At 66.7% G+C, this 22,397-nt stretch carries 24 protein-coding genes and 2 pseudogenes; 21 read left to right on the forward strand and 5 right to left on the reverse strand.

The features are described from left to right. Nucleotides 1-175: 175 nt before the first annotated feature. Nucleotides 176-2,041, forward strand: a complete 1,866-nt coding sequence (gene glmS / locus SLQ30_RS08220) for a glutamine--fructose-6-phosphate transaminase (isomerizing) (protein ID WP_319445765.1) — start codon at nucleotides 176-178, stop codon at nucleotides 2,039-2,041. A gap of 5 nt (nucleotides 2,042-2,046) precedes the next feature. On the opposite strand, the gene SLQ30_RS08225 is transcribed toward glmS, so the two are convergent. Both SLQ30_RS08225 and SLQ30_RS08230 read right to left on the reverse strand, forming a co-directional pair. Then, the gene (locus tag SLQ30_RS08225; protein ID WP_319445766.1) at nucleotides 2,047-2,484 is read right to left on the reverse strand and encodes a hypothetical protein; all 438 of its coding nucleotides are present in this window, start codon (nucleotides 2,482-2,484) and stop codon (nucleotides 2,047-2,049) included. Between the two features lie 99 nt (nucleotides 2,485-2,583). Further along, on the reverse strand, nucleotides 2,584-3,021 hold the full coding sequence (locus SLQ30_RS08230; RefSeq protein ID WP_319445767.1) for a Zn-ribbon domain-containing OB-fold protein: 438 nt from the start codon (nucleotides 3,019-3,021) through the stop codon (nucleotides 2,584-2,586). Nucleotides 3,022-3,092: 71 nt separating this feature from the next. Here SLQ30_RS08230 and SLQ30_RS08235 point away from each other — a divergent pair, with 71 nt between their 5' ends. Next, complete coding sequence (locus SLQ30_RS08235) at nucleotides 3,093-4,289, forward strand: thiolase family protein (RefSeq protein ID WP_319445768.1); 1,197 nt, start codon at nucleotides 3,093-3,095, stop codon at nucleotides 4,287-4,289. On the opposite strand, the gene SLQ30_RS08240 is transcribed toward SLQ30_RS08235, so the two are convergent. Continuing rightward, nucleotides 4,286-5,152, reverse strand: a complete 867-nt coding sequence (locus tag SLQ30_RS08240) for an alpha/beta fold hydrolase (RefSeq protein ID WP_319445769.1) — start codon at nucleotides 5,150-5,152, stop codon at nucleotides 4,286-4,288. The two genes, SLQ30_RS08235 and SLQ30_RS08240, sit on opposite strands and share 4 nt — an antisense overlap. Nucleotides 5,153-5,229: 77 nt before the next feature. On the opposite strand from SLQ30_RS08240, the gene SLQ30_RS08245 reads away from it, so the two are divergent. Next, a complete protein-coding gene (locus tag SLQ30_RS08245) occupies nucleotides 5,230-5,745 on the forward strand; it encodes a CGNR zinc finger domain-containing protein (RefSeq protein WP_319445770.1) in 516 nt (171 codons plus the stop codon). Here the strand turns inward: SLQ30_RS08245 and SLQ30_RS08250 are convergent. Further along, on the reverse strand, nucleotides 5,719-6,339 hold the full coding sequence (locus tag SLQ30_RS08250) for a TetR/AcrR family transcriptional regulator (RefSeq protein WP_319445771.1): 621 nt from the start codon (nucleotides 6,337-6,339) through the stop codon (nucleotides 5,719-5,721). The two genes, SLQ30_RS08245 and SLQ30_RS08250, sit on opposite strands and share 27 nt — an antisense overlap. A 154-nt stretch (nucleotides 6,340-6,493) precedes the next feature. Between SLQ30_RS08250 and SLQ30_RS08255 the strand changes: the two genes are divergently transcribed. From SLQ30_RS08255 to SLQ30_RS08325, 15 genes and pseudogenes are all read left to right on the forward strand, one after another. Further along, a complete protein-coding gene (locus tag SLQ30_RS08255) occupies nucleotides 6,494-7,381 on the forward strand; it encodes a hypothetical protein (protein WP_319445772.1) in 888 nt (295 codons plus the stop codon). Between the two features lie 10 nt (nucleotides 7,382-7,391). Further along, nucleotides 7,392-8,813 carry an NAD(P)H-hydrate dehydratase gene (locus SLQ30_RS08260; protein WP_319445773.1) on the forward strand — a complete coding sequence of 474 codons (1,422 nt, stop codon included), beginning with the start codon at nucleotides 7,392-7,394 and terminating at the stop codon, nucleotides 8,811-8,813. A 12-nt stretch (nucleotides 8,814-8,825) separates the two neighbouring features. Then, the gene (locus tag SLQ30_RS08265) at nucleotides 8,826-10,208 is read left to right on the forward strand and encodes a glutamate decarboxylase (protein WP_319445774.1); all 1,383 of its coding nucleotides are present in this window, start codon (nucleotides 8,826-8,828) and stop codon (nucleotides 10,206-10,208) included. 44 nt (nucleotides 10,209-10,252) lie between these two features. Then, a complete protein-coding gene (alr, locus tag SLQ30_RS08270; protein WP_319445775.1) occupies nucleotides 10,253-11,395 on the forward strand; it encodes an alanine racemase in 1,143 nt (380 codons plus the stop codon). Between the two features lie 50 nt (nucleotides 11,396-11,445). After that, a complete protein-coding gene (locus SLQ30_RS08275) occupies nucleotides 11,446-12,513 on the forward strand; it encodes an alpha/beta hydrolase (RefSeq protein WP_319445776.1) in 1,068 nt (355 codons plus the stop codon). Further along, on the forward strand, nucleotides 12,506-12,985 hold the full coding sequence (tsaE, locus tag SLQ30_RS08280) for a tRNA (adenosine(37)-N6)-threonylcarbamoyltransferase complex ATPase subunit type 1 TsaE (protein ID WP_319446078.1): 480 nt from the start codon (nucleotides 12,506-12,508) through the stop codon (nucleotides 12,983-12,985). Before SLQ30_RS08275 ends, tsaE begins: the two co-directional genes overlap by 8 nt. After that, entirely contained in the window at nucleotides 12,982-13,617 is a 636-nt protein-coding gene (tsaB, locus tag SLQ30_RS08285) for a tRNA (adenosine(37)-N6)-threonylcarbamoyltransferase complex dimerization subunit type 1 TsaB (RefSeq protein ID WP_319445777.1), read from the forward strand. The genes tsaE and tsaB overlap by 4 nt, the downstream gene beginning before the upstream one ends. Then, entirely contained in the window at nucleotides 13,614-14,066 is a 453-nt protein-coding gene (gene rimI, locus SLQ30_RS08290) for a ribosomal protein S18-alanine N-acetyltransferase (RefSeq protein ID WP_319445778.1), read from the forward strand. Before tsaB ends, rimI begins: the two co-directional genes overlap by 4 nt. Beyond that, on the forward strand, nucleotides 14,063-15,088 hold the full coding sequence (gene tsaD / locus SLQ30_RS08295) for a tRNA (adenosine(37)-N6)-threonylcarbamoyltransferase complex transferase subunit TsaD (protein ID WP_319445779.1): 1,026 nt from the start codon (nucleotides 14,063-14,065) through the stop codon (nucleotides 15,086-15,088). The genes rimI and tsaD overlap by 4 nt, the downstream gene beginning before the upstream one ends. Then, nucleotides 15,085-15,558 carry a nuclear transport factor 2 family protein gene (locus SLQ30_RS08300; RefSeq protein ID WP_319445780.1) on the forward strand — a complete coding sequence of 158 codons (474 nt, stop codon included), beginning with the start codon at nucleotides 15,085-15,087 and terminating at the stop codon, nucleotides 15,556-15,558. Before tsaD ends, SLQ30_RS08300 begins: the two co-directional genes overlap by 4 nt. A gap of 62 nt (nucleotides 15,559-15,620) precedes the next feature. Continuing rightward, nucleotides 15,621-15,773, forward strand: a pseudogene (locus SLQ30_RS08305) (type II toxin-antitoxin system VapB family antitoxin); the annotation flags it as partial. Between the two features lie 97 nt (nucleotides 15,774-15,870). Beyond that, nucleotides 15,871-16,255: pseudogene (locus tag SLQ30_RS08310) on the forward strand (VapC toxin family PIN domain ribonuclease). 267 nt (nucleotides 16,256-16,522) lie between these two features. After that, entirely contained in the window at nucleotides 16,523-16,825 is a 303-nt protein-coding gene (gene groES, locus SLQ30_RS08315; protein ID WP_108057672.1) for a co-chaperone GroES, read from the forward strand. Nucleotides 16,826-16,914: 89 nt separating this feature from the next. Continuing rightward, the gene (gene groL / locus SLQ30_RS08320) at nucleotides 16,915-18,540 is read left to right on the forward strand and encodes a chaperonin GroEL (RefSeq protein WP_319445781.1); all 1,626 of its coding nucleotides are present in this window, start codon (nucleotides 16,915-16,917) and stop codon (nucleotides 18,538-18,540) included. Between the two features lie 215 nt (nucleotides 18,541-18,755). Next, complete coding sequence (locus tag SLQ30_RS08325) at nucleotides 18,756-19,223, forward strand: cupin domain-containing protein (RefSeq protein ID WP_319445782.1); 468 nt, start codon at nucleotides 18,756-18,758, stop codon at nucleotides 19,221-19,223. A 6-nt stretch (nucleotides 19,224-19,229) separates the two neighbouring features. Here the strand turns inward: SLQ30_RS08325 and SLQ30_RS08330 are convergent, their stop codons facing one another. Further along, nucleotides 19,230-19,544, reverse strand: a complete 315-nt coding sequence (locus SLQ30_RS08330; protein WP_319445783.1) for a hypothetical protein — start codon at nucleotides 19,542-19,544, stop codon at nucleotides 19,230-19,232. 168 nt (nucleotides 19,545-19,712) lie between these two features. Here SLQ30_RS08330 and SLQ30_RS08335 point away from each other — a divergent pair, with 168 nt between their 5' ends. The 3 genes from SLQ30_RS08335 (at nucleotide 19,713) to SLQ30_RS08345 (ending at nucleotide 22,387) form a co-directional block, all read left to right on the forward strand. Beyond that, nucleotides 19,713-20,159, forward strand: coding sequence for a PaaI family thioesterase (locus SLQ30_RS08335; protein WP_319445784.1), 447 nt, complete (start codon nucleotides 19,713-19,715; stop codon nucleotides 20,157-20,159). Nucleotides 20,160-20,232: 73 nt separating this feature from the next. Beyond that, on the forward strand, nucleotides 20,233-20,817 hold the full coding sequence (locus SLQ30_RS08340) for an HD domain-containing protein (RefSeq protein ID WP_319445785.1): 585 nt from the start codon (nucleotides 20,233-20,235) through the stop codon (nucleotides 20,815-20,817). A 49-nt stretch (nucleotides 20,818-20,866) separates the two neighbouring features. Beyond that, complete coding sequence (locus SLQ30_RS08345) at nucleotides 20,867-22,387, forward strand: adenylate/guanylate cyclase domain-containing protein (RefSeq protein ID WP_319445786.1); 1,521 nt, start codon at nucleotides 20,867-20,869, stop codon at nucleotides 22,385-22,387. Nucleotides 22,388-22,397 lie beyond the last annotated feature (10 nt).

The following is a 22,397-nucleotide window of genomic DNA, read 5'->3' on the forward strand; positions in this document are numbered from 1 at the left end:
GTTGCGCCTTCCCGCCACCTGCCCGTCCGCGGGTTGACGTGTCGGCTCGGCAGGCGCTGGCGGGCGTGGCGTTGCTTGGGGAGGTTGCTGCGCGGTCACGGCGGGCAGGAGCGTAGCGACCGGGGAATGATCACGACAGGGCTCGGAGGCGACGCCTGCACTACCCTAGGTATCCGTGTGTGGAATCGTCGGCTACGTCGGGCAGCGTCCTGCCCGCGGCATCGTCGTCGACGCGCTGCGTCGGATGGAGTACCGCGGATACGACTCGTCGGGCATCGCACTGCTCGACGGCAACGGCGGGCTGACCGTCCGACGGCGTGCAGGACGCCTCGCCAACCTGGAATCAGCGCTCGACGAGGTCGGCGGTGACGAGCTCGCAGGCAACGCGGGCATGGGCCACACCCGTTGGGCGACTCACGGCAGGCCCACCGACCGCAACGCGCATCCGCACCGCGACGCCTCGGGCAAGCTCGCGGTGGTCCACAACGGCATCATCGAGAACTTCGCGGCGCTGCGCGTCGAACTCGAGGCCACCGGGGTTGAGTTCGCCAGCGATACCGACACCGAGGTCGCCGTGCACCTGGTGTCCTGGCAGTACCACCACGGCCCTACCGCAGGCGACTTCGTCGGCTCCGTGATGGCCGTGCTGCCGCGGCTGGAAGGCCATTTCACGCTGGTGTTCGCCAACGCCGACGATCCCGGCACCATCGTGGCGGCCCGCCGCTCCACTCCGCTGGTGATTGGCGTCGGCGACGGGGAGATGTTCCTGGGCTCCGACGTCGCGGCGTTCATCGAGTACACCCGCGAGGCCGTCGAACTAGGTCAGGACCAGGCCGTCGTGATCACTGCCGACGGTTTCCGGGTCACCGACTTCCACGGCAATCCCGACGTCGAATACCGGCAGTTTCACATCGACTGGGACATGTCCGCCGCCGAAAAGGGCGGCTACGAGTACTTCATGCTCAAGGAGATCGCCGAGCAGCCCGCTGCCGTCGCCGACACCCTGCTCGGGCATTTCGTCGACGGCCGCATCGTGCTCGATGAACAACGGCTGAGCGATCAAGAATTGCGCGAGATCGACAAGGTCTTCATCGTCGCGTGCGGCACCGCCTACCACTCCGGGCTGCTGGCCAAGTACGCCATCGAGCACTGGACCCGGTTGCCGGTGGAGGTCGAGCTCGCCAGCGAGTTCCGCTACCGCGACCCCGTGCTCGACCGCAGCACGCTGGTGATCGCCATCTCGCAGTCCGGCGAAACCGCCGACACCCTTGAGGCGGTCCGGCACGCCAAGGAGCAGAAGGCCAAGGTGCTGGCGATCTGCAATACCAACGGGTCGCAGATTCCTCGGGAATGCGACGCGGTGCTCTACACCCGGGCGGGGCCGGAGATCGGCGTCGCATCCACCAAGACGTTCCTGGCGCAGGTCACCGCCAACTATCTCGTCGGCCTGGCGTTGGCGCAGGCCCGTGGCACCAAGTACCCCGACGAGGTGGAGCGGGAGTATCAGGAGCTCGAGGGGATGCCCGATCTCGTCGCGAGGGTGCTGGCCTGCATGGAGCCCGTCACCAAATTGGCCCATCGGTTCGCCGCGTCACCGACGATCCTGTTCCTCGGTCGTCACGTCGGTTATCCGGTGGCGCTTGAGGGCGCGCTCAAGCTGAAGGAACTGGCGTACATGCACGCCGAGGGCTTCGCGGCGGGTGAGCTCAAGCACGGGCCCATCGCGTTGATCGAAGACGGCCTGCCCGTCATCGTCGTGATGCCGTCGCCCAAGAACGCGGCCATGCTGCACTCCAAGCTGCTGAGCAACATCCGCGAGATTCAGGCGCGCGGCGCGGTCACCATCGTCATCGCGGAGGAAGGTGACGACACCGTTCGGCCCTACGCCGATCACCTGATCGAAATCCCTGCGGTGTCAACGCTTTTCCAGCCGCTGCTGTCCACCATTCCGCTGCAGGTATTCGCCGCCGGTGTCGCGCAGGCGCGCGGCTACGACGTCGACAAGCCGCGCAACCTCGCCAAGTCCGTCACCGTCGAATAGCGCGGCTACGCCGGCAGGCAGACCAACCGCTGGGTGAAGGCTTTTCCGCTTTCGAGGGTAATGCCGTTGTTGGTCGCGCCGGTCACCACTCCATCGCGGCTCACCCGGCCCGAGTACAGCTGGTGCTGACCGTTGTCGTAATCGACGGAGACGTTGTAGCGGCGGCCATCATCCGTGATTCCGCCTCGCACGCTGCCGGTCTTGGATTCGCCCCGGTTGTTGCTGGCGGTAGCATCGCCCGTCGCCAGCTTGCCGTTCGAGAAGAAGGTCACAGACCAGCCTGTGTCGGGTTCGAAGATGACTGATTCTCCGTCGAATCCCCATATCCCGTCGCACTGCGGCGCGAGCGGAAGCGGCGGCATGGCATGTGCCATCACTGGCATGCTGAGCAGGCCTATCGCGCTCACTGTCGCCATCGAGGCGCGGATCACCGTTTGTTTCATCGTCGAGTCCCCCTAGTTGTCGACGTCAAGAATATGGCGGGAGACGATTCGACAAATCGGGTGTTTCCCTATGCTTTCGGGCCCAGGGGCGCTCGCGGGCTAGCTTGCGGAGGGCGCGAACACCGGCACGTAGACGCTCTCGTCGTCGACGTCCTGGCGCTCGAATGCGACCTGGACAGGCATGCCGATGTGCACCGAATCCGGCTCGCAGTCAACGATGTTCGCGGCGATCCGCAGGTCCTCTTGCTCCTCCAACTGCACGATAGCGATGACGTATGGAGGCGGAACCATCGGATTGAAGGGGTGGTAGTTGACGGTGTAGGTGAAGACTTCTCCGCGGCCCGACACCGGCTCGGCCACCAACTCGCCGCCACAATCCGGACAACAGGACGTCGGCGGGCTCGCCCATAGCGCACACCCCGTACAGCGTTGGATCAACAGTTCGGCGTTGGCGCCCCCGGTCCAGAACGCTCGATTGTGTTCCTGGCGTTCGGGAATGATCCGCCCTGGCGCATCCGTCTGCGCATCACCTGGCATGACGGCTAACGTACATTCAATTGGCTCGCAATACTAACTAAAATAACAATGAAACTGAGCGGACGGTGCCGGTGGCCAACTTTGAAAAAGACGCGATCATCAGCGGTCTCGGGATATCCCGGATCGGGCGCCGGACGGGCATCCCCGGCCTGGAGTTGACGCTGGACGCCGCCCGCGACGCCATCGCCGACGCCGGGCTCAACCTGTCGGACATCGACGGGATCGCGACGTTGGGGGATGTGCCGCGGGCCGAGGTGACGGCCGGGCTTGGCATCGAGGCGGCCAACCAGAGTTCCGGGTTCGACACCGGCGGGGTCATCTCCCCGGTCATGTCGGCCATGCTTGCCGTCGCGGAGGGCCGGGCGCGGCACGTGCTGGTCTACCGGACCGTGCAGATGCTGGGCGGTTCGATGCTCGGCGGCGGCGCGCCGATGGAACCCAACGTGTTGACGAATCCTCCCGTCGAGCCACACGTGTCTGGTACGCGACGCAAGCTCGGGTCCATCGGTGACATCGGTGAACTGCTGGCCGCGCACGCATACTCCGCGTCCAACTGGGTGGCGATGCATTGTCGCCGCCACATGGAGCTCTACGGCACCACCAAGGAGCAGTTGGGCTGGTTGGCTATCAACAGCAGGCGCAACGCTGGCCTCAATCCACTTGCTGCGTACCGGGATCCGATGACGATGGACGACTATTTGTCGTCGCGCCCGGTGTCCACGCCGCTGAGCCTTTACGACTGCGACGTGCCAGTCGACGGCTCCATCGCACTGGTGGTCTCGCGCGCCGACTACTCATCCGACTGTCCGAACCGTCCGATCAATGTCGAGGCGATCGGTGGGGCGTACGGCTCGGGGGGCTGGTTTCACCGCGACGACTTTCCCAACATGGCCTCGACCGAGGCCGCGGCGCAGATGTGGTCGCGGACCGACCTCACCCCCGCTGACGTCCAGGTGGCCGAAATCTACGACGGCTTCACCTATCTGACGTTCGCGTGGCTCGAGGCGCTCGGGTTGTGCGGAACTGGAGAAGCGGGCCCGTTCGTCGAGGGTGCAACGCGAATTGCCCTCGACGGGGAGCTGCCGCTGAACACGTACGGCGGCCAGCTTTCCGCCGGGCGCATGCATGGGTACTGGCTGGTGCACGAGGCCTGTCTGCAACTGCGCGGTCAGGCCGGTGATCGGCAGCTTGCGCGGCGCCCCGAGGTGGCCCTCGCCGCAGCCGGTGGCGGACCGATCGCCGGGTGCATGCTGCTGACCGCGCGCTAGCCGGCGTGCTCGGCCAGGAAGGGCCGGATCAGCGCGACGACCGCATCCAGCCGGCTCTCCAGGAGGAAGTGGCCACCGTCGAGCAGATTGATCTCGGCCTTTGGCAGGTCGCCGGTGAACGCCAGCGCACCTGCGGGGCCGAAGATCTCGTCGTTGCGGCCCCAGACCGCGAGCACCGGAATCTGCGAGCTCCGGAAGTACTCGTGCACCCGTGGGTACAGGTCGACGTTGGTGATGTAGTCGGCGAACAGCGCCAGTTGAATCTGGATGGCCGCCTCGCTGCTCGCCACCGCGGCGTGGGCGTTGACCCAGGCATCCGGATCGACCACGGTCGGGTCCGAAACGCCATGCGTGTACTGCCATTTCAGCCCGTCGATGCTAATGAGGTCGCGCAGGACCTTCGCGTTGGCCTCCGAGCGGTCCCGGCCGTAGGCGAACAGCGGTTCCATGGCATCGCCGACGAAGCCCTCCACGTAGGCGTTGCCGTTCTGCGTGACGATGGCGGTGATCCGGTCGGGGTGCCGCAGCGCCAGTCGCCATCCCACCGGCGCGCCGTAGTCCTGAACGTACAGCGAATAGTGCTGCAGTCCAAGGTGATCGAGAAGTCCGTCGACGTGGTCGGCCAGTGCGTCGAACGTGTACTCGAATTCGTCGGTGCTCGGCGCGTCGGAGTGCCCGAACCCGACGTAGTCCGGGGCGATCACGTGATAGCGGTCGGCGAGGGCGGGGATCAGGTTGCGGTACATGTGCGAACTGGCCGGGGTGCCGTGGAGCAGCACGATTGCGGGTGCGTCCGACGGGCCGGCCTCGCGGTAGAAGATGCGACGGCCCGCGATCTCGGCGAAGCGATGGTGAGTGGCCATGACTAACCTCCATAAATTCCTAATAGGGTTAGAAGTGATTCAACAACCATTCGGTCTAACCTGTCAAGTGAGCTATGATGGTTAGTGTGAAACCCACGGACTGGCAGGCGGTGCTGGTCGCCTTGCTGAACACCACGCCGGTGGTCGACGGTGCCGCGATCGACCTGCTGGCCGACGCCCCGGCCGCGCGCTCCTGGTTGCGGGCCCACGGCGGCGACCGGTCCGATGACCTCGACGTCGTCCGGCAGGTGCGGGACGCGCTTCAGCGGGTCGTCTGGGGCGAGTCCGCTCCCGAGGAATTGGCCGCCTACCTCACCGGTGTCCGCCAAGTGCCCCACATCGCCGCTGACGGCCTCACGTGGTCGCTGGCCGATGCCGACTGGGCCGCCCGGGTGGTCTTGGCCTGGGGCGCCGTCGAAGCCGAGGCGCCAGGCCGCCTGCGCCCGTGCGCGAACGAGGAGTGCCGACTCTTTCTGCTCGACCGCAGCCGCGGAGGGACGGGGCGCTGGTGCTCGATGAGCGGCTGCGGGAACCGGATGAAGGCGCGCCGCCACTACCACCGGACGTCAGGTGCGAGCGAGGCCGTCCAGTAGGTCGTTCGTCGCTTGCTCGGCAAGGTGTTCCGGGTCTTCGTCGATGCCCACGTGGTGGAGGTCGCCGCCGATGGCGAGCGCAGCGATGCCGTGCACCATCGACCACATCGTGCCCGCGAGCTTGAGCGGATCGTCGCCGTGCAGCAGCCCAGCCTCAATGCCCTCGTTGATCACCCCGAGCAGGGTGTCGAATGCTTGAGCGCCTGCTGTCAGCAGGCCGGGGTGATCCGCCTTGTCCTTCGTCTCGGCGCCGAACATCACCTGGTAGTAATCCGGATGTGCGACGGCCCAGCGCACGTAGGCACGGCTGAGTTCGGTAAGCCTGGCGCGTGGGTCCGAGATGCCATGGCCGGCGGCCGCACTGGCCTCGGTTAGCTCGAGGAAGCCCTGCTCCGCGACGGATGCGAGCAAGTCGGCCTTGTCTGCGAAGTGGCGGTAGGGCGCCGCGAGGCTGACGCCCGCGCGCCGGGCGGCCTCGCTCAAGGTGAAGCCCTTCGGGCCCTTTTCGGTGACCAGGGCCAGTGCCGCTTCGGTGAGCGCCCGTTTGAGATCCCCGTGGTGGTAGCTGGCGCGCGCCTTCTTCGCCGTTGACATGTTGACGACTTTAACATTCGGAGTATGTTAAAGACATTTACATCGATTGAGAGGAACCGGAAATGTCGAATCGACGAACCGCCGGATGGGCCGTCGTCAAAGCTCGTCTGCTGCGGCCGAATGCCAAGGCCGACGCGCTGGCGCCCTCGGGCCGATGAATACCGTCGTCATTGGGCACCCGGCCGCCGAGCATGCCGAGCGGTTGGTCGCCGAGGTGCGCGACGACCCGGCGGCCCGAATACGGTTCGCGGCCGATGCGTATGCGGGCTCGGCGCGGTATCGGCCCTACGCCAGCGCGATCGTCGCCTTCATGCGTTGGCAGGACAGTCGCGGCGTGCTCAACTCGCCGCTCGACGACCGTCCGGGCAGTGCGTGGTGGCGGGCGGTCAACGAACGGCTGCTCCGCGACACGTGCGAGGCGGGCATCCTCATGCGACGCGGCAGCGGGGAAGCGTCGCGGCCGAGCGTCGCGCGGTGGGTCGAGTTCTTCGAGGCGCCGTCGGCCACGTCGTGGTACCGCGCCCACAACGCCAGCATCGTCGCCGGTTATCTGGCGCAACAGGAGCTCGCAGCGGCCGAGCTGCCTGTCGAGCGGTTCGTCATGAACGTCGTGCTCCTGCGTGTGCTCTACGCCCAGGCGTTGGTGTCTGACGGCGGCCTGGCCCTGGGTCGGCTGTCGTTCCTCAGCCGACTCATCGGCCATCCGAGGGCCAGGATGGCTGGCGCATTCCTGGCGATCGCGAATGTCGTGCCCGCCGACTACCCGATCGAGACGCCGACCGTCGAGGCGCTCATAGGCCTCGAGAATCCGCTGGGCCGGCTGCTGGACTATGCGGTGATCGGGCCGCGTCTCGACGCGCTGTATGCCTCCGCCGCGGATGCGCTCGACGAGCCGCGTCTGCTTGGACTCGTCCGCAACGGAGCGCCCGTCTACGCCTGGCCGTACGAGCGCCGTCAGGTCTGGCGGAAGCCGCGCGCCCATTACCTGACATCCCTCGCCGGGGCGCTCATCCGGCCCCAGACCTCAAGGGTGACGACGTAACCTAGGGCCGATGCGGCACTACTACACCGCCGACGCGATTCGCGCGGCCGAGGCGCCGCTGCTGCAGAGCCTGCCCGAAGGGGCACTGATGCGTCGGGCCGCGTACGGCCTGTCAGTCGCGATCGCCAGGAAATTGAGCACTGACACCGGCGGCTGCTTTGGCCGGAGCGTGTGCGCGATCGTCGGTTCCGGAGACAACGGCGGTGACGCGCTGTGGGCCGCGGCGTTCCTGCGCGGGCGTGGTGTCGCGACGACGGCGCTGCTGCTCAGCCCGGACCGCACCCACGGTGCGGCGTTGGCCGGGTTCACGCGTGCTGGTGGCCGCATCGTGGAAAGCGTCCCTGCGGCAACCGATCTGGTGATCGACGGCGTCGTCGGCATTTCGGGCTCGGGGCCGTTGCGTCCTGCGGCGGCCAAACTTTTCGCCGCCATCGACGAACGTGGTACGCGCGTGGTGGCCGTTGACATACCGAGCGGTCTCGACGTCCAGACCGGGGCGGCCGACGGTCCGCACGTGCACGCCGCCTTGACCGTTACCTTCGGCGGGCTCAAACCCGTTCACGCCCTTGGTGATTGTGGCGTCGTCGAGTTGGTCGACATCGGACTGGACCTGCCGCCCACCGACGTCGCGGCGTTCGAGGCCGCCGACGTCGCCGCCAACTGGCCCGTCCCGGGACCTCGCGACGACAAGTACACCCAGGGCGTCACCGGTGTGCTCGCCGGCTCGGTGACCTACCCCGGCGCGGCCATCCTGTGCACGGGCGCCGCGGTGGCGGCCACCTCGGGCATGGTCCGCTACGCGGGGAGCGCCGCCGACCACGTCGTCGACCACTGGCCGGAGGTGGTGGCCGCGCCGAGCGCCGCCGCAGCAGGCCGGGTGCAAGCCTGGGTCGTGGGGCCAGGGCTCGGCACGGACGAATCCGGTGCCGCCGCACTGTGGTTCGCGCTCGGTACCGATCTCCCGGTCGTCGTGGATGCGGACGCGCTGACCATCCTCGCCGCGCATCCCGACCTACTGGCGGGCCGCAAGGCGCCGACCGTACTGACGCCGCACGCAGGCGAGTTCGCCCGGCTCGCAGGTCATCCGCCAGGAGCGGATCGGGTCGCCGCTACCCGCAAGCTCGCCGCGCACTTCGGCGCGACCGTCCTACTGAAGGGCAACGTCACCGTCGTCGCCGAGCCTTCGGGTGAGACCTACCTCAATCCGGCAGGCCAGTCCTGGGCGGCCACGGCAGGCTCCGGGGATGTGTTGTCCGGTGTCATCGGCGCGCTGCTGGCGGCCGGACGGCCCCCTGGCGAGGCTGCCGCGATGGCTGCGTTCGTCCACGCCGGGGCGGCCAACGCTTCGGCCGACGAACCGGGACCGCGGCCGGCACCGACGTCAGCGTCGGGAATTCTTGGTCACCTCCGTGCATCGATCGCCAAACTCTAGAAGGGACAACACATGTCACGAAGGCACAAGCCAGCCTCCTCGATCTCGCCGGCCTACACCGGCAGGTTCTCGATGGCGCCGGTGCCGACGCTGAGGATGCCCGACGAGTGTATGGAAGCAGAGGCCGCATACCGGTTCATTCACGACGAGCTCATGCTCGACGGCAGTTCCCGACTCAACCTCGCGACGTTCGTCACCACGTGGATGGACCCCGAGGCCGAGAAGCTGATGGCCGAGACGTTCGACAAGAACATGATCGACAAGGACGAATACCCCGCCACCGCGGCGATCGAGCAGCGCTGCGTGTGCATGGTGGCCGATCTGTTCCACGCCGAAGGGCTACGTGACGACGATCCCAGCAGCGCGATCGGAGTGTCGACGGTCGGCTCCAGCGAGGCCGTGATGCTCGGCGGGCTGGCGATGAGCTGGCGGTGGCGCGCGAAAGTCGGTGACGGGTGGAAGAAGCGGACGCCAAACCTGGTGCTGGGCTCCAACGTTCAGGTGGTGTGGGAGAAGTTCTGCCGCTACTTCGACGTCGAGCCACGCTACCTGCCTGTCGAGGAGGGCCGGTACGTCATCACGTCCGAGCAGGTGCTCGCGGCCGTCGACGAGGACACCATCGGCGTGGTCGCCATCCTCGGCACCACCTACACCGGTGAGCTCGAACCGATCGCCGAAATCTGTGCCGCGCTGGACAAGCTGGCGGCCGACGGCGGAGTGGACGTGCCGGTGCACGTCGACGCCGCGAGTGGCGGCTTCGTGGTGCCCTTCCTGCACCCCGACCTGGAGTGGGACTTCCGGCTGCCCCGGGTGGTTTCCATCAACGTGAGTGGGCACAAGTACGGATTGACCTATCCGGGCATCGGTTTCGTGGTGTGGCGCAGTGCCGAGTACCTGCCCGAGGAACTGGTGTTCCGGGTGAACTACCTGGGCGGCGACATGCCGACGTTCACGCTGAACTTCTCCAAGGGTGGGAACCAGGTCATCGGCCAGTACTACAACTTCCTGCGGCTGGGTCACAGCGGCTACACCCAGGTCATGAACTCGCTCTCGCAGACCGCGCGATGGCTTGGGGATCAGCTCCGCGACAGCGAGCACTTCGAGGTCATCACCGACGGTTCGGCTATCCCCGTGATCGCCTTCCGGCTGACGGGCGACCGGGGCTACACGGAGTTCGACGTGTCGCATTCGCTACGCGCGTACGGCTGGCAGGTGCCCGCCTACACGATGCCCGACGATGCGACGAACGTCACCGTGCTGCGCATCGTGGTGCGGGAGGGCTTCTCCGCCGACCTGGCCAGAGCGCTCAAGGACGACCTCATCACCGTGCTGAAGAGCCTCGACGAACTCAAGCCCAACGGGCACTTCGACGTGGCGCAGCCGTTCGCACACTGAGCCAACTCGGGTTGGACAGTGCGTTCTGGGACAATCGGAAGCAAATGACCGTGCAACCGACTGACCTCACCGTCCCCGCCGCTCAGGCGGTGGTTGACCTCGGCGCCATCGCCCACAACGTGCGGCTGCTCAAGGAACGTGCGGGATCGGCCCAGGTCATGGCTGTGGTGAAGGCCGACGGATACGGGCACGGAGCAGCCCAGGTGGGGCGGGCCGCGATCGCAGCGGGGGCCTCCGAACTGGGCGTCGCGACGCTCGACGAAGCGCTGGCGGTGCGCGCGGGCGGAATCACCGCGCCGCTGCTGTGTTGGCTGCATGCGCCAGGGACCGACTTCGCGCCGGCATTGGCCGCCGAGGTGCAGTTAGGCGTGTCCTCGGTGCGCCAACTTGGGGAGGTGCTCGACGCGGTGCACCGCACTGGTCGCACGGCCGTCGTCACGGTCAAGGTGGACACCGGCCTGAACCGCAACGGCGCCGGCGCCCCCGAGTTTCCCGCCCTGCTGACCGCGCTGCGCCAGGCCGCCGCCGACGATGCCATCCGGTTGCGCGGCATCATGTCCCACCTCGCTTGCGGTGACGATCCGGGCAGCCCGGTGAATGACCTTCAAGCCCAACGGTTCTCGGACTTCCGGGCGCAGGCCCGCGATGCTGGCGTCGAGTTCGAAGTGGCGCACCTGAGCAACTCGCCCGCGGCGATGACCCGTCCGGACCTCGCGTACGACATGGTCCGGCCTGGAATCGCGGTGTACGGGCAGACGCCGATCCCAGCGCTGGGGGACATGGGGCTGGTCCCGGCGATGACGTTGAAATGCACCGTCGTTCGGGTCCATTCGCTCAAGGCGGGTGACGGTGTTTCCTATGGTCACACCTGGATCGCCGACCGCGACACCAGCGTTGCGCTGCTGCCGATCGGTTATGCCGACGGCCTCTACCGCAGCCTTGGTGGACGCATCGATGTGCTGATCAACGGACGCCGTCGATCCAGCGTCGGCCGCGTCTGCATGGATCAGTTCGTCGTCGACCTCGGCCCTGGACCGGTCGACGTCGTGGAGGGCGACGAAGCGATCCTGTTCGGCCCCGGCGATCAGGGCGAGCCGACCGCACAGGACTGGGCCGAGTTGCTCGGCACCATCAACTACGAGGTCGTCACCAGCCCACGTGGCCGAGTTAGGCGGGTCTACCGTTGAACGTCGAGGAACCGCAGCGGCGCCGCGGCCGAATTCGCAACGCGCGTTGGATGGCTGGCGCGGCCGGAGTCGCCGCGGTCGGCGGGCTCGCCGGCACCACCGTCGCCCGCTCGTTGACCCGCCGCGTGACCGCCGACGATCCCTACGTCGATGAGGACTTCCTCCTGCTCGACGCGGACCGCGGTTACGTGGTCACCACCTCTGACGGCGTGCCGCTGGCAGTTCGCGAGGTCGGACCCGAGGACGCGCCGCTGACCGTGGTGTTCTCCCACGGATTCTGTCTGCGCATGGGCGCCTTCCACTTTCAGCGCGCACGGCTCACCGAGCAGTGGGGGCCGCAGGTGCGCATGGTCTTCTACGATCAGCGCGGCCACGGGCAGTCCGGGGACGCCCCGCCGGAGACGTTCACCGTCGAACAACTCGGTCAGGATCTCGAAGCCGTGCTGTCCGTGATGGCGCCACACGGGCCGGTCGTGCTGATCGGTCATTCGATGGGCGGCATGACGGTGCTGTCCCATGCCCGCCAGTTCCCGCAGCGCTATCCCACTCGCATCGTGGGCGCTGCGTTGATCTCTTCGGCCGCTGAGGGGGTGGCGCGGTCGCCGCTTGGGGAGATCCTGAAGAACCCGGCCCTGGAGGCGGCCCGCCTTGCCGCGCGCTACGCACCCAAGACCGTCCATCGCACCCGCGGTGCCGCCAGGTCGGTCATCGGTCCCGTGTTGAGGGCGGCGTCGTACGGGGACGCGAAGGTCAGCCCCAGCGTTGTGGCGTTCTCCGAGAAGATGATGCACGACACGCCGATTGCCACGCTCGTCGGATTCCTGCACGCGCTGGAGGTTCACGACGAGACCGCGGGACTGGTCGCGCTGGCCAAGGTGCCCACGCTCATCGTGTGCGGTGATCACGACCTGCTGACCCCGCAGGAGTGCTCTGAGTACATGGCCGACGCGCTCCCGAAGGCCGAGCTCCTGATCGTCGGCGGCGCAGGACATCTCGTGCAGCTCGAGCAGCCCGAGATCGTCGACGACGCGCTGGTGCGGTTGGTGGAGCGGGCTACCCCGTCAAGGTTGGTCGCGATGACCCGGCGGCTGCGTGAACGGGCCCGTAACCATGGGTGAGCGGCGCCCCGAACGGCTGGAGGGCACGGCCGAGCTGGCGACCGCCGCCGACACCATTGCGCTCGGTGCCCGACTGGGCGGCGACCTCCGTGCCGGTGACGTCGTGGTGCTCTCCGGTCCGCTGGGAGCGGGAAAGACGGTGCTGGCCAAGGGTATTGCCGAGGCCATGGACGTGGACGGCCCCGTGACGTCGCCGACGTTCGTCTTGGCCCGCGTTCACCCGCCGCGCAAGACCGATGCCCCGGCGATGATCCACGTGGACATGTACCGACTGCTCGATCACGCAGGCGTCGATGTGCTCGGCGAGCTGGATTCGCTGGATCTCGACACCGAACTCGACGATGCCGTGGTGGTCGTGGAGTGGGGCGAGGGCCTGGCCGAGCGGCTGTCGGAGCGCCACCTCGACGTGCGGCTCGAACGCGCCCGCGACACCGAGCTGCGCACTGCTGTCTGGCGGTGGAGCCGACCATGACGTCGTACGTGCTCGCGATCGACACCGCCACCCCGGCCGTCACCGCAGGGGTGGTGCTGCGCAACACGTCCGGGGTCGACGTGCTTGGGGAGAAGGTGACGCTCGACGCTCGCGCGCACGCCGAGCAACTCACGCCGAACGTGTTGGGTGCCATGGCCGATGCGGGGCTGACGATGGGGGAGCTGAGTGCGGTCGTCATCGGCTGCGGTCCTGGCCCCTTCACGGGCCTGCGAGTGGGGATGGCGACCGCCGCCGCGTACGGGCACGCACTCGGCATCCCCGTCCACGGCGTCTGCAGCCTCGATGCGATCGGGGGCGACACCACGGGCGAGGTGTTGGTCGTGACCGACGCCCGGCGCCGGGAGGTCTATTGGGCGCGCTACCGCGACGGCGTGCGCGTCGCCGGTCCGGCCGTCAACGCCCCCGCCGACGTGCCCGTCGACGCCGATGCGGTTGCGGGAGCTCCGGAACAGGTTGCCCTGTTCGACCTTCCGCGCCTCGCGCCCACCTATCCGACCGTGTCGGGGCTGGTGCGGGCCGTTGATTGGACGGTGGCGCCTGCCCCGTTGATCCCGTTGTATCTGCGCAGGCCCGACGCCAAGCCTGCGAGCGAGCGCACGGTGCGAAAGTGACCGTCGGCTACGACGAATTGACCGCCGGCGACGCAGACGGCTGCGCAGAACTGGAAGCGCAACTGTTTCCGGGCGACGATCCCTGGCCTGCAACGGCATTCGTCCGTGAACTTGAATCGGAGCACAACCACTACGTCGCTGCCCGCATTGACGGAGTGCTCGTCGGATATGCAGGCATCACCCGGCTGGGCCGAAAGCCACCCTACGAGTACGAGATCCACACCATCGGGGTGGACAAGACTCATCAGGGTGAGGGCATTGGTCGAGGGCTGCTCGATCGGCTGCTCGACATCGCGTCCGGCGGCGTGGTGTTCCTCGAGGTTCGTACCGACAACGACGCGGCCATCGGCCTGTACGAGAGCGTAGGTTTCGCCGCGGTCGGAGTGCGCAAGCGCTACTACCGCGTCAGCGGCGCCGACGCCTATACGATGCGCCGGGAGGCGACATGACGATCATCCTTGCCATCGAGAGCTCCTGCGACGAAACGGGTGTCGGCATCTGCGAGCTCAACGCCGACGGCACGGTTACGCTTCTGGCCGACGAAGTTGCCTCGAGTGTCGACGAGCACGCCAGGTTCGGTGGCGTGGTCCCCGAGATCGCGTCGCGCGCACACCTCGAGGCACTCGGACCCACCATGCGGCGGGCGCTCGAGGTGTCCGGCGTGACCAAGCCCGACGTCGTGGCGGCCACCATCGGACCCGGTCTGGCCGGTGCACTTCTGGTCGGAGTCGCTGCGGCCAAGGCATATTCGGCGGCCTGGCAGGTGCCGTTCTATGCGGTCAATCATCTAGGCGGACACCTGGCCGCCGACGTCTACGAACATGGGCCGCTGCCCGAGAGCATTGGGCTGCTGGTTTCCGGCGGGCACACCAACCTGCTGCACGTGCGTTCGCTGGGAGAACCGATCGAGGAACTCGGCAGCACGGTAGACGATGCTGCGGGGGAGGCCTACGACAAGGTGGCGCGGCTGCTCGGGCTGGGCTACCCGGGCGGCAAACCGCTCGACGACCTGGCACGCACGGGTGACCGCGCGGCGATCGCCTTCCCGCGCGGGATGACCGGCCCACGTGACGACCCGTATGCGTTCAGCTTCTCGGGACTCAAGACGGCGGTGGCGCGCTACTGGGAGGCGCACCCGGAGGCGGCCACCGCTGACGTGGCGGCGGGTTTCCAGGAGGCGGTCGCCGACGTACTGACGCTCAAGGCAGTGCGGGCCGCGACCGACCTCGGGGTGTCCACGTTGTTGATCGCGGGCGGCGTCGCCGCCAATTCACGCCTGCGCGAGCTCGCCGAAGCACGCTGTGCAGCAGCCGGTTTGACCTTACGGATCCCCAAGCCGCGGCTGTGCACCGACAATGGTGCGATGATCGCCTCGTTCGCCGCGCACCTGATTGCGGCCGGGGCACTGCCGTCGCCCCTGGACGTGCCGAGCGACCCGGGTCTGCCCGTGGTGAAGGGCCAAGTCGCGTGAGCTTCGGCCAGCGAGGAGCCGGAGGCGGATCGCGCATTTGGGAGGACAAGCTGGCCGTCACCGAACTGCTCTACCGCTACGGCGAACTGATCGACGCCGGCGACTTCGATGGCGTGGGCACGCTGCTGGGCCGGGGGAGTTTCATGGGTGTCTCCGGCGCCAGCGGCATCGCCAAGCTGTTCGCCGCCACCACCCGCCGTTTCCCGGCGTTCGACAACACGCCGCGGACCCGGCACCTGGTGCTCAATCCGATCGTCGACGTGGACGGCGACGCGGCCGCCGCCCGTTCGACGTTCTGCGTCGTTCAACAGACGGAAACGGTCGCGCTGCAACCGATCGTAGTCGGGCGGTACGCCGACACGTTCGCGCGCGACGGTGCGGGCTGGCACTTCACGGAGCGCATGGTCGACATCCAGATGATCGGGGATGTCTCCGATCATCTGTTGATCGATCCGAAGCAGTTCGAGTAGTCGGAGCCTCCTATGTTGGTGATGTATGCTCAACTCATACATCACCAACATTGGAGGCTGGCGTGTCGGTCACGCAGATCGACCTAGATGACGAGGCGCTGACCGAAGTCATGCGCATTGCCGGGGTGCACACCAAGAAGGAAGCCGTGAACCTCGCGATGCGCGACTATGTCGAGCGGTTCCGGCGCATCGAAGCGGTGGCCCTGTCCCGCGAGCAGGCGAAGGGCTGGGACTACGAGGGCTGGGTCGCGGCGCGCGCCGACGAGAAGGCCGTCGGAAATTGATCTACTTCCTCGTGGATTCCTCCGCAGTTTGGCGGCTTCAACGAGAACCGGAACTCACCGATGCCTGGAACTCGCCTCTTTTGAGCGGGGCTATTGGATCCTGTGAACCGCAACGCGCCGAGTTCCGTCGATCGGCATGCAATGCACAGGAGTTCGAGCAGATGAACCAGACGTTCCGGGACGTCTACCCAGACGTGCCCGTGCCGAAATCCGTGTGGCGGTGGATCGATTCGGCGCAGCACCGACTCGCAGGCGCAGGTGCGGCGCGAGCCCTATCGGTCGTCGATCTGCTGGTATGCGGCACGGCCGCGGTTCAGGGCCTGGTAGTCCTGCACGACGACGCCGACTACGAACTCGCAGCGCAACACCTGCCCGATGTCAACGCACGGCGCGTTGTCAGCGCCGGCCCGTAGCGGCGGCGACGAGCGGGCGCGAACGCCTCGACCCGCCGATTCGAAGCCCTGTGGATAACTCAATTACCGGCAGGCACAACCCCACCCTTGAGTGCTAGCACTCGCGTGTATAGAGTGCTAGGTGGCAGGCGGCCAACCCCCTGTGCCGGCACCCGCGACGACGGCGCAACGGGCAAGGACGCATGCCGAACACCTGACAACTGCTGGAAATCCGTGAAGGTCCGGGAACTATCCCGGACCGCACCCCTAACAAATGTGGAGGGCTCCATCGTGGCCGTGAACATCAAGCCACTCGAGGACAAGATCCTCGTACAGGCCAACGAGGCCGAGACGACGACCGCTTCAGGTCTAGTCATCCCCGACACCGCCAAGGAGAAGCCGCAGGAAGGCACCGTCGTCGCAGTTGGCCCAGGCCGCTGGGACGAGGATGGCGAAAAGCGCATCCCCCTGGACGTTGCCGAAGGTGACACCGTCATCTACAGCAAGTACGGCGGCACCGAGATCAAGTACGAAGGCGAGGAGTACCTGATCCTCTCGGCCCGCGACGTGCTGGCCGTAGTCAACAAGTAAGTACTCGTGTTCCGCCCCGGAGATCCCCGTTTCGACGGTGATGTCCGGGGCGGCGCTCGTTCAATCCCCTTTTCGAAGAAAGCAACTCTATGAGCAAGCAGATCGAGTACAACGAAACTGCGCGCCGGGCAATGGAAGCCGGGGTCGACAAGCTCGCCGACGCCGTGCGGGTAACGCTGGGGCCGCGCGGCCGCCATGTGGTGCTGGCCAAGGCGTACGGCGGCCCGGTGGTGACCAATGACGGCGTCACCATCGCCCGCGAGATCGACCTGGAAGACCCGTTCGAGAACCTCGGTGCTCAACTGGTCAAGTCGGTGGCCACCAAGACCAACGACGTGGCAGGCGACGGCACCACCACCGCGACGGTGCTGGCGCAGGCCATCATCAAGGCTGGACTGCGCAATGTCGCGGCAGGTGCCAACCCCATCGAGTTGGGCCTCGGCATCGCCAAAGCCGCCGACGCGGTATCCGAAGCACTCTTGGCCGCCGCCACGCCCGTCACCGACCAGAACGGCATCGCACAGGTCGCCACCGTGTCGTCGCGTGACGGAGTGATCGGTGCGCTCGTAGGTGAGGCCATGACCAAGGTCGGCACCGATGGCGTCGTCACCGTCGAGGAGTCCTCGACGCTGAACACCGAGCTCGAGGTCACTGAGGGCGTCGGATTCGACAAGGGCTTCACCTCGGCCTACTTCATCACCGACTTCGACGCGCAGGAAGCCGTGCTCGAGGACGCCCTGGTGCTGCTCAACCGTGAGAAGATCAGCTCCCTTCCCGACCTCCTACCGCTGTTGGAGAAGGTGGCCGAGGCGGGTAAGCCGCTGCTGATCATCGCCGAGGACGTCGAGGGCGAGGCCCTTTCGACCCTGGTCGTCAACGCAATCCGCAAGACGCTCAAGGCTGTTGCCGTCAAGGCGCCGTTCTTCGGTGATCGCCGCAAGGCGTTCCTGGACGACCTTGCCGTCGTTACGGGCGGCCAGGTCGTCAATCCCGACGTGGGCCTGCTGCTGCGTGAGGTCGGCCTCGACGTGCTGGGCACCGCGCGCCGTGTGGTCGTCACCAAGGACAGCACCGTCATCGTCGACGGCGGCGGCACCAAGGACGCGATCGAGGGCCGAAAGTCTCAGCTGCGTGCCGAGATCGAGGGATCCGATTCCGACTGGGACCGGGAGAAGCTCGAGGAGCGGCTGGCCAAGCTGTCCGGCGGCGTCGCCGTCATCAAGGTCGGCGCGGCCACCGAGACGGACCTCAAGAAGCGCAAGGAAGCGGTCGAGGACGCCGTTTCTGCGGCCAAGGCCGCCGTCGAGGAGGGCATCGTCACCGGTGGCGGCGCGGCGCTGCTGCAAGCCGGCGCGGTGCTCAAGGCGCTGAAGGAATCGCTCAAGGGTGACCAGGCGATCGGTGTCGACGTGTTCGCTGCCGCGCTTTCCTCGCCGCTGTACTGGATCGCCACCAACGCCGGGCTCGACGGCTCGGTCGTGGTGAACAAGGTGCGGGAGCTTCCGGCTGGCCAGGGCTTCAACGCGTCGACGCTCACCTACGGCGACCTGCTCGCCGACGGCATCGTCGATCCCGTCAAGGTCACCCGGTCCGCGGTGCTCAATGCCGCGTCGGTGGCACGCATGGTGCTGACCACCGAGACCGCAATCGTGGACAAGCCTGCCGAACCGGCAGACGACGGCCACGGCCACGGCGGCCACGGCCACGCACACTAGGCAGTAGTCGAAGAGCACCCCCGGTCCTGTTGGGCCGGGGGTGCTTTCGCGTTATTGGCTGACCTGTAGGTCGGTGCGGAATTCTGCATCCACGGTCGTTGGGCCGACGAATGCGCGACCCTCAACGCAAACATCTGCGATAGGTTTCTGCTCACGGGCGCCATCGGACATGTGTCGCTCAGTTGGTCCCGCCGATCGCGAATTAGGGATGACGCATGAGCATGGCGTACCTGGCGCAACCGCACCAACAGCAGCAACTGGAATGGCTCGATGGCGGCACGCTGGCGATCTTGCTCGACGGTAAGGCCACGGATGGCCAGTTGATGGTTGGTCGCTTCGATGTCAGCGAGGGTGAAGCGCCCCCGTATCACAAGCACACGCGCGAGGATGAGGTCTTCATGCTGATCAAGGGGACCGCGCTGCTCTGGTACGACGACCAAGAGCTGGAACTTTCCGAAGGCGGGATCGTCTTCCTGCCAAAGAATGTTCCGCACGGGTACCGCATTACGTCCAAGAAAGCGGATCTGCTCATGATCAACACTCCCGCGGGAATCGAAGGGATGTTCCGCTACTCCGGTCGGGATAAAGCGACACCGCGTCCGGACGGATTCGAAATCTCACCCTCACGGATGGCTGAAGCGGCGGACAGATTCGGGCAGATCATCCTCGGCCCTCCGCGCTAGACCAAGTCAGCCAATGCCGATTCCGATGCCGACGTCGCCATCGTCGTCCTCGTGATTGGGGCACCTGACGTCGACGTACACGGTGTCACCTGGCTTCGGTGGCGAACTCGACGGATTGTTGACGCCCGTCACGGTGCACTGGGACAAGGACTTTGTGGCGCCATTGACCCAGTTGATCTGAACGAGGTACCCCTGGGCCTGCAGATCGGCGATGGTCGCGTCGGCACCACTGGCGGCCGCGGTCGGCGCACCGGTCAGGGCCAAGACGGCGGCACCGGCCACGACTAGCGTCGCTGTGACCAAACGCGGGTTCCATGCCATGACCACCACGATCCGCCCCTAGACCTGGCGGCGCAAGCAGTCGGGCCGCGACAGCCGCGAACTTCGTTGCGGCTACTTGGTTCTGGCAAGACCGAGGACGCCTGGGTGCTGCGCGGGTGTCGGCCGGTAACGTGCCAGCAGGCATGTTCTTTGGTCGAGGAGGCGCGTGTGGCGACGGACGTAGCGACGCTGGTCAACACGATGGTCGAGCAGCGGATACCGGCGATGCACCGGTTGGGAATCCGAATCGTGGAGGTCCGGGACGGGCTCATCGTGGGTGCGGCGCCGCTGGAGGGGAACCTCAATCATCAGGGCTCGATGTACGCGGGCACCTTGTTCGGGCTGGGGGAGGCCCTGGGTGCGGTGGTGTTCGCGGCCAACTTCGACCTGACCCGCTTCACCGCAACCGTGAAGGACGTGCAGATCCGCTACCGCCGGCCAGCAATGACCGATGTTCGCGCCGAAGCGTCGTTGGACGCGAGCACGGTCGCACGGCTCAAGCGGGAAGCCGAAGACATCGGTAAGGCCGAGTTCGTGCTCGATGCGGAATTGACCGACACCGCAGGTGTCGTGGTCGCCACCACCCACGGCACCTACCAGGTCCGCAAGCTGTAAGCCGCTCGGGCTTGGTGACACACAATCTGTCGAAAGCTGCGTTTCGAACGTCGGTACGTGAGAGGAAAGCCGTATGGTCACGCTTCCTCAGACATCCGCTGCGACAGCTGCACTTTCAGTGGCTGCCCGCTTCTACACGCCCGCGTTACTCAACCACTGCGTCCGTTCGTACTTATGGGGAGCGAGTTACGCCTCGGCGCACGGAATCTCGTTCGACGACGAGCTCTACTACGTCTCGGCGCTGCTTCACGACATCGGCCTGACCGACCCATTCGACAGTCACCGAGTGCCCTTCGAGGAGGCGGGCGGGGACTTAGCGTGGGTGTTCGGCGTGGCAGCCGGTTGGCCCGCTGACCGCTCGGCCAGGGCGATGGAGATCATCGTGCTGCACATGCGCGACGACGTCCCTCCCGCCGTTGACGCCGAGTCCCACCTCTTGCAAGTCGCCACCAGCTGGGATGTCGTCGGGCGGCGACCCGAGGAGTTCCCAGCGGAGGCGAGGGCGGAGATCCTGGCGTACTATCCCAGAGCAGGATTCGGCTCCGAATTCCTGGCGTGCTTTGAAGACCAGGCCAGCCGCAAGCCGGGCAGTGCCGCGGCCGCATCGATCGCCAGCAATGGGGCCGAACGCATCAAGGCCAACCCGCTCGACGGCTAGGTGTGCCAATAGCCGCAGTTCTACGGCTGGGGACGCTTAACCTCCCGCAATGGACCGCATCTACCAGTGGGCATGGGATCGGCACGGAGCCAGGTACTCGTGGGCGGTCTACCTGGCCAGCCTCCCGGTATCGCTGCCGGGCTACCTCTTCTGGTCGTTTCTCATTGTGGCCGTCGAGGATTCGAGTCATTACGTCGAGGCGGCCGTCGTCACCGTTGTCGCTGTCCCGGCGCTGGCGTATGTGATCCAGCTTCCGGGGCTGGGTCGGAGTCGGCTAGTGCAGGAGTGGGCGGCCGGCCAGCAGGTTGATCGGGCGAGGGCATTGCAGGCCACCTACACCTGGGTTCGGGGGGCGGTCTTAAGAGCGATCGTCTTCAACGCCGTTTCAGGCGGCCTGGTAACGATTGTCGTCGCGTCGATTGCGGGTGTGACAGCGCCGGGGCTGATCCAGTACGGGATCCTGGGTGCCGGCATGGGAGCGGCCAACGGGCTCACCGCGATGCACAGTCTTGGAGAAGCAACGGCGCGGCCGGCGAGGGTCGCGATCGCCGGTGACACGGAGGTCGGTGACCACCTACCGCGCTCACGTCCGACCTTCGCCACCCGATCGACGGTGCTGCTACTTGCGAACGTGTTCATATTCGCCATCCATGGCGCCATGCTGGCCACCGTCTTCGATTGGTTCACTGCGAAACCCGTGCTCTTCCTGTTGGTCGGGGCTGCGATGACGGTTGTGTTCGGAATGCCGCTTACCGTCGGCCTCACATTCGCTCCGGCCCTGCGACCGATTCGCGATCTCGCCGCAGGAACCGAACGCGTCGCGGCAGGTGATTACAGTCAGCGCATACCGGTGGTTCAGGACGATGACCTCGGCGCGCTGGCGGCGTCGTTCAACCGGATGCAGGCGGGTTTGGCTGAGCGGCAACGACTTCAGGCCGCGTTCGGCACCTATGTCGACCCGGGCCTTGCCGCCCGGCTACTCGAGCAGGGTGACGACGTGTTCACCGGGGAGCGCCGCGAGGTGACGGTGATGTTCGTCGACATCCGCGATTTCACCCCCTTCGCCGAGGCGAACACCGCCGAGGACACCGTCGCACGCCTCAACGCCTTGTTCGAGATCGTCGTGCCAGCCGTCGTGGAGGCCGGTGGCCATGTCAACAAGTTCCTCGGCGACGGCGCGCTGGCGGTATTCGGCGCCCCGAACGCGCTCGCGGATCACGCCGACGCCGCCGTAGCAGCCGCAGTGTCGATCCACCGTCTCGTCGCCGAGCGATTCGATGGCGCGCTTCGCATCGGTATCGGGATCAACACCGGGGTGGTGATCGCAGGCACCATCGGCGGTGGGGGCAAGCTCGAGTTCACCTTGATCGGCGACACCGTCAACGTCGCGGCCCGTGTCGAGCAGCTCACCAAGACCACAGGTGACGCGATCCTCCTCACCGACCGGTGCGTCGATGCCCTCGTCGCTCGGCCACCTGGACTGACCGACCGGGGCTCCCACGCCGTGAAGGGGAAGTCAGCCGCCGTGCAGGTGTTCGGCCTCGACCCAGCGGGGAGCCGCCTCGGCTGAATCGGCACTG

It is taken from the genome of Mycobacterium sp. RTGN4, from assembly GCF_033804635.1.
Classification (GTDB): domain Bacteria; phylum Actinomycetota; class Actinomycetes; order Mycobacteriales; family Mycobacteriaceae; genus Mycobacterium.

Excerpts from the sequence above, each read along its gene's own strand:
- tsaE (WP_319446078.1), top strand. The coding sequence starts at position 12,506 with ATGGGTGAGCGGCGCCCCGAACGGCTGGAGGGCACGGCCGAGCTGGCG.
- SLQ30_RS08275 (WP_319445776.1), top strand. The coding sequence starts at position 11,446 with ATGGCTGGCGCGGCCGGAGTCGCCGCGGTCGGCGGGCTCGCCGGCACC.
- SLQ30_RS08260 (WP_319445773.1), top strand. The coding sequence starts at position 7,392 with ATGCGGCACTACTACACCGCCGACGCGATTCGCGCGGCCGAGGCGCCG.
- tsaB (WP_319445777.1), top strand. The coding sequence starts at position 12,982 with ATGACGTCGTACGTGCTCGCGATCGACACCGCCACCCCGGCCGTCACC.
- tsaD (WP_319445779.1), top strand. The coding sequence starts at position 14,063 with ATGACGATCATCCTTGCCATCGAGAGCTCCTGCGACGAAACGGGTGTC.
- SLQ30_RS08230 (WP_319445767.1), bottom strand. The coding sequence starts at position 3,021 with ATGCCAGGTGATGCGCAGACGGATGCGCCAGGGCGGATCATTCCCGAA.
- SLQ30_RS08345 (WP_319445786.1), top strand. The coding sequence starts at position 20,867 with ATGGACCGCATCTACCAGTGGGCATGGGATCGGCACGGAGCCAGGTAC.
- SLQ30_RS08225 (WP_319445766.1), bottom strand. The coding sequence starts at position 2,484 with ATGAAACAAACGGTGATCCGCGCCTCGATGGCGACAGTGAGCGCGATA.
- SLQ30_RS08265 (WP_319445774.1), top strand. The coding sequence starts at position 8,826 with ATGTCACGAAGGCACAAGCCAGCCTCCTCGATCTCGCCGGCCTACACC.
- SLQ30_RS08330 (WP_319445783.1), bottom strand. The coding sequence starts at position 19,544 with ATGGCATGGAACCCGCGTTTGGTCACAGCGACGCTAGTCGTGGCCGGT.
- SLQ30_RS08245 (WP_319445770.1), top strand. The coding sequence starts at position 5,230 with ATGGTTAGTGTGAAACCCACGGACTGGCAGGCGGTGCTGGTCGCCTTG.
- alr (WP_319445775.1), top strand. The coding sequence starts at position 10,253 with ATGACCGTGCAACCGACTGACCTCACCGTCCCCGCCGCTCAGGCGGTG.
- groL (WP_319445781.1), top strand. The coding sequence starts at position 16,915 with ATGAGCAAGCAGATCGAGTACAACGAAACTGCGCGCCGGGCAATGGAA.
- SLQ30_RS08255 (WP_319445772.1), top strand. The coding sequence starts at position 6,494 with ATGAATACCGTCGTCATTGGGCACCCGGCCGCCGAGCATGCCGAGCGG.
- SLQ30_RS08240 (WP_319445769.1), bottom strand. The coding sequence starts at position 5,152 with ATGGCCACTCACCATCGCTTCGCCGAGATCGCGGGCCGTCGCATCTTC.
- SLQ30_RS08325 (WP_319445782.1), top strand. The coding sequence starts at position 18,756 with ATGAGCATGGCGTACCTGGCGCAACCGCACCAACAGCAGCAACTGGAA.
- SLQ30_RS08250 (WP_319445771.1), bottom strand. The coding sequence starts at position 6,339 with ATGTCAACGGCGAAGAAGGCGCGCGCCAGCTACCACCACGGGGATCTC.
- SLQ30_RS08340 (WP_319445785.1), top strand. The coding sequence starts at position 20,233 with ATGGTCACGCTTCCTCAGACATCCGCTGCGACAGCTGCACTTTCAGTG.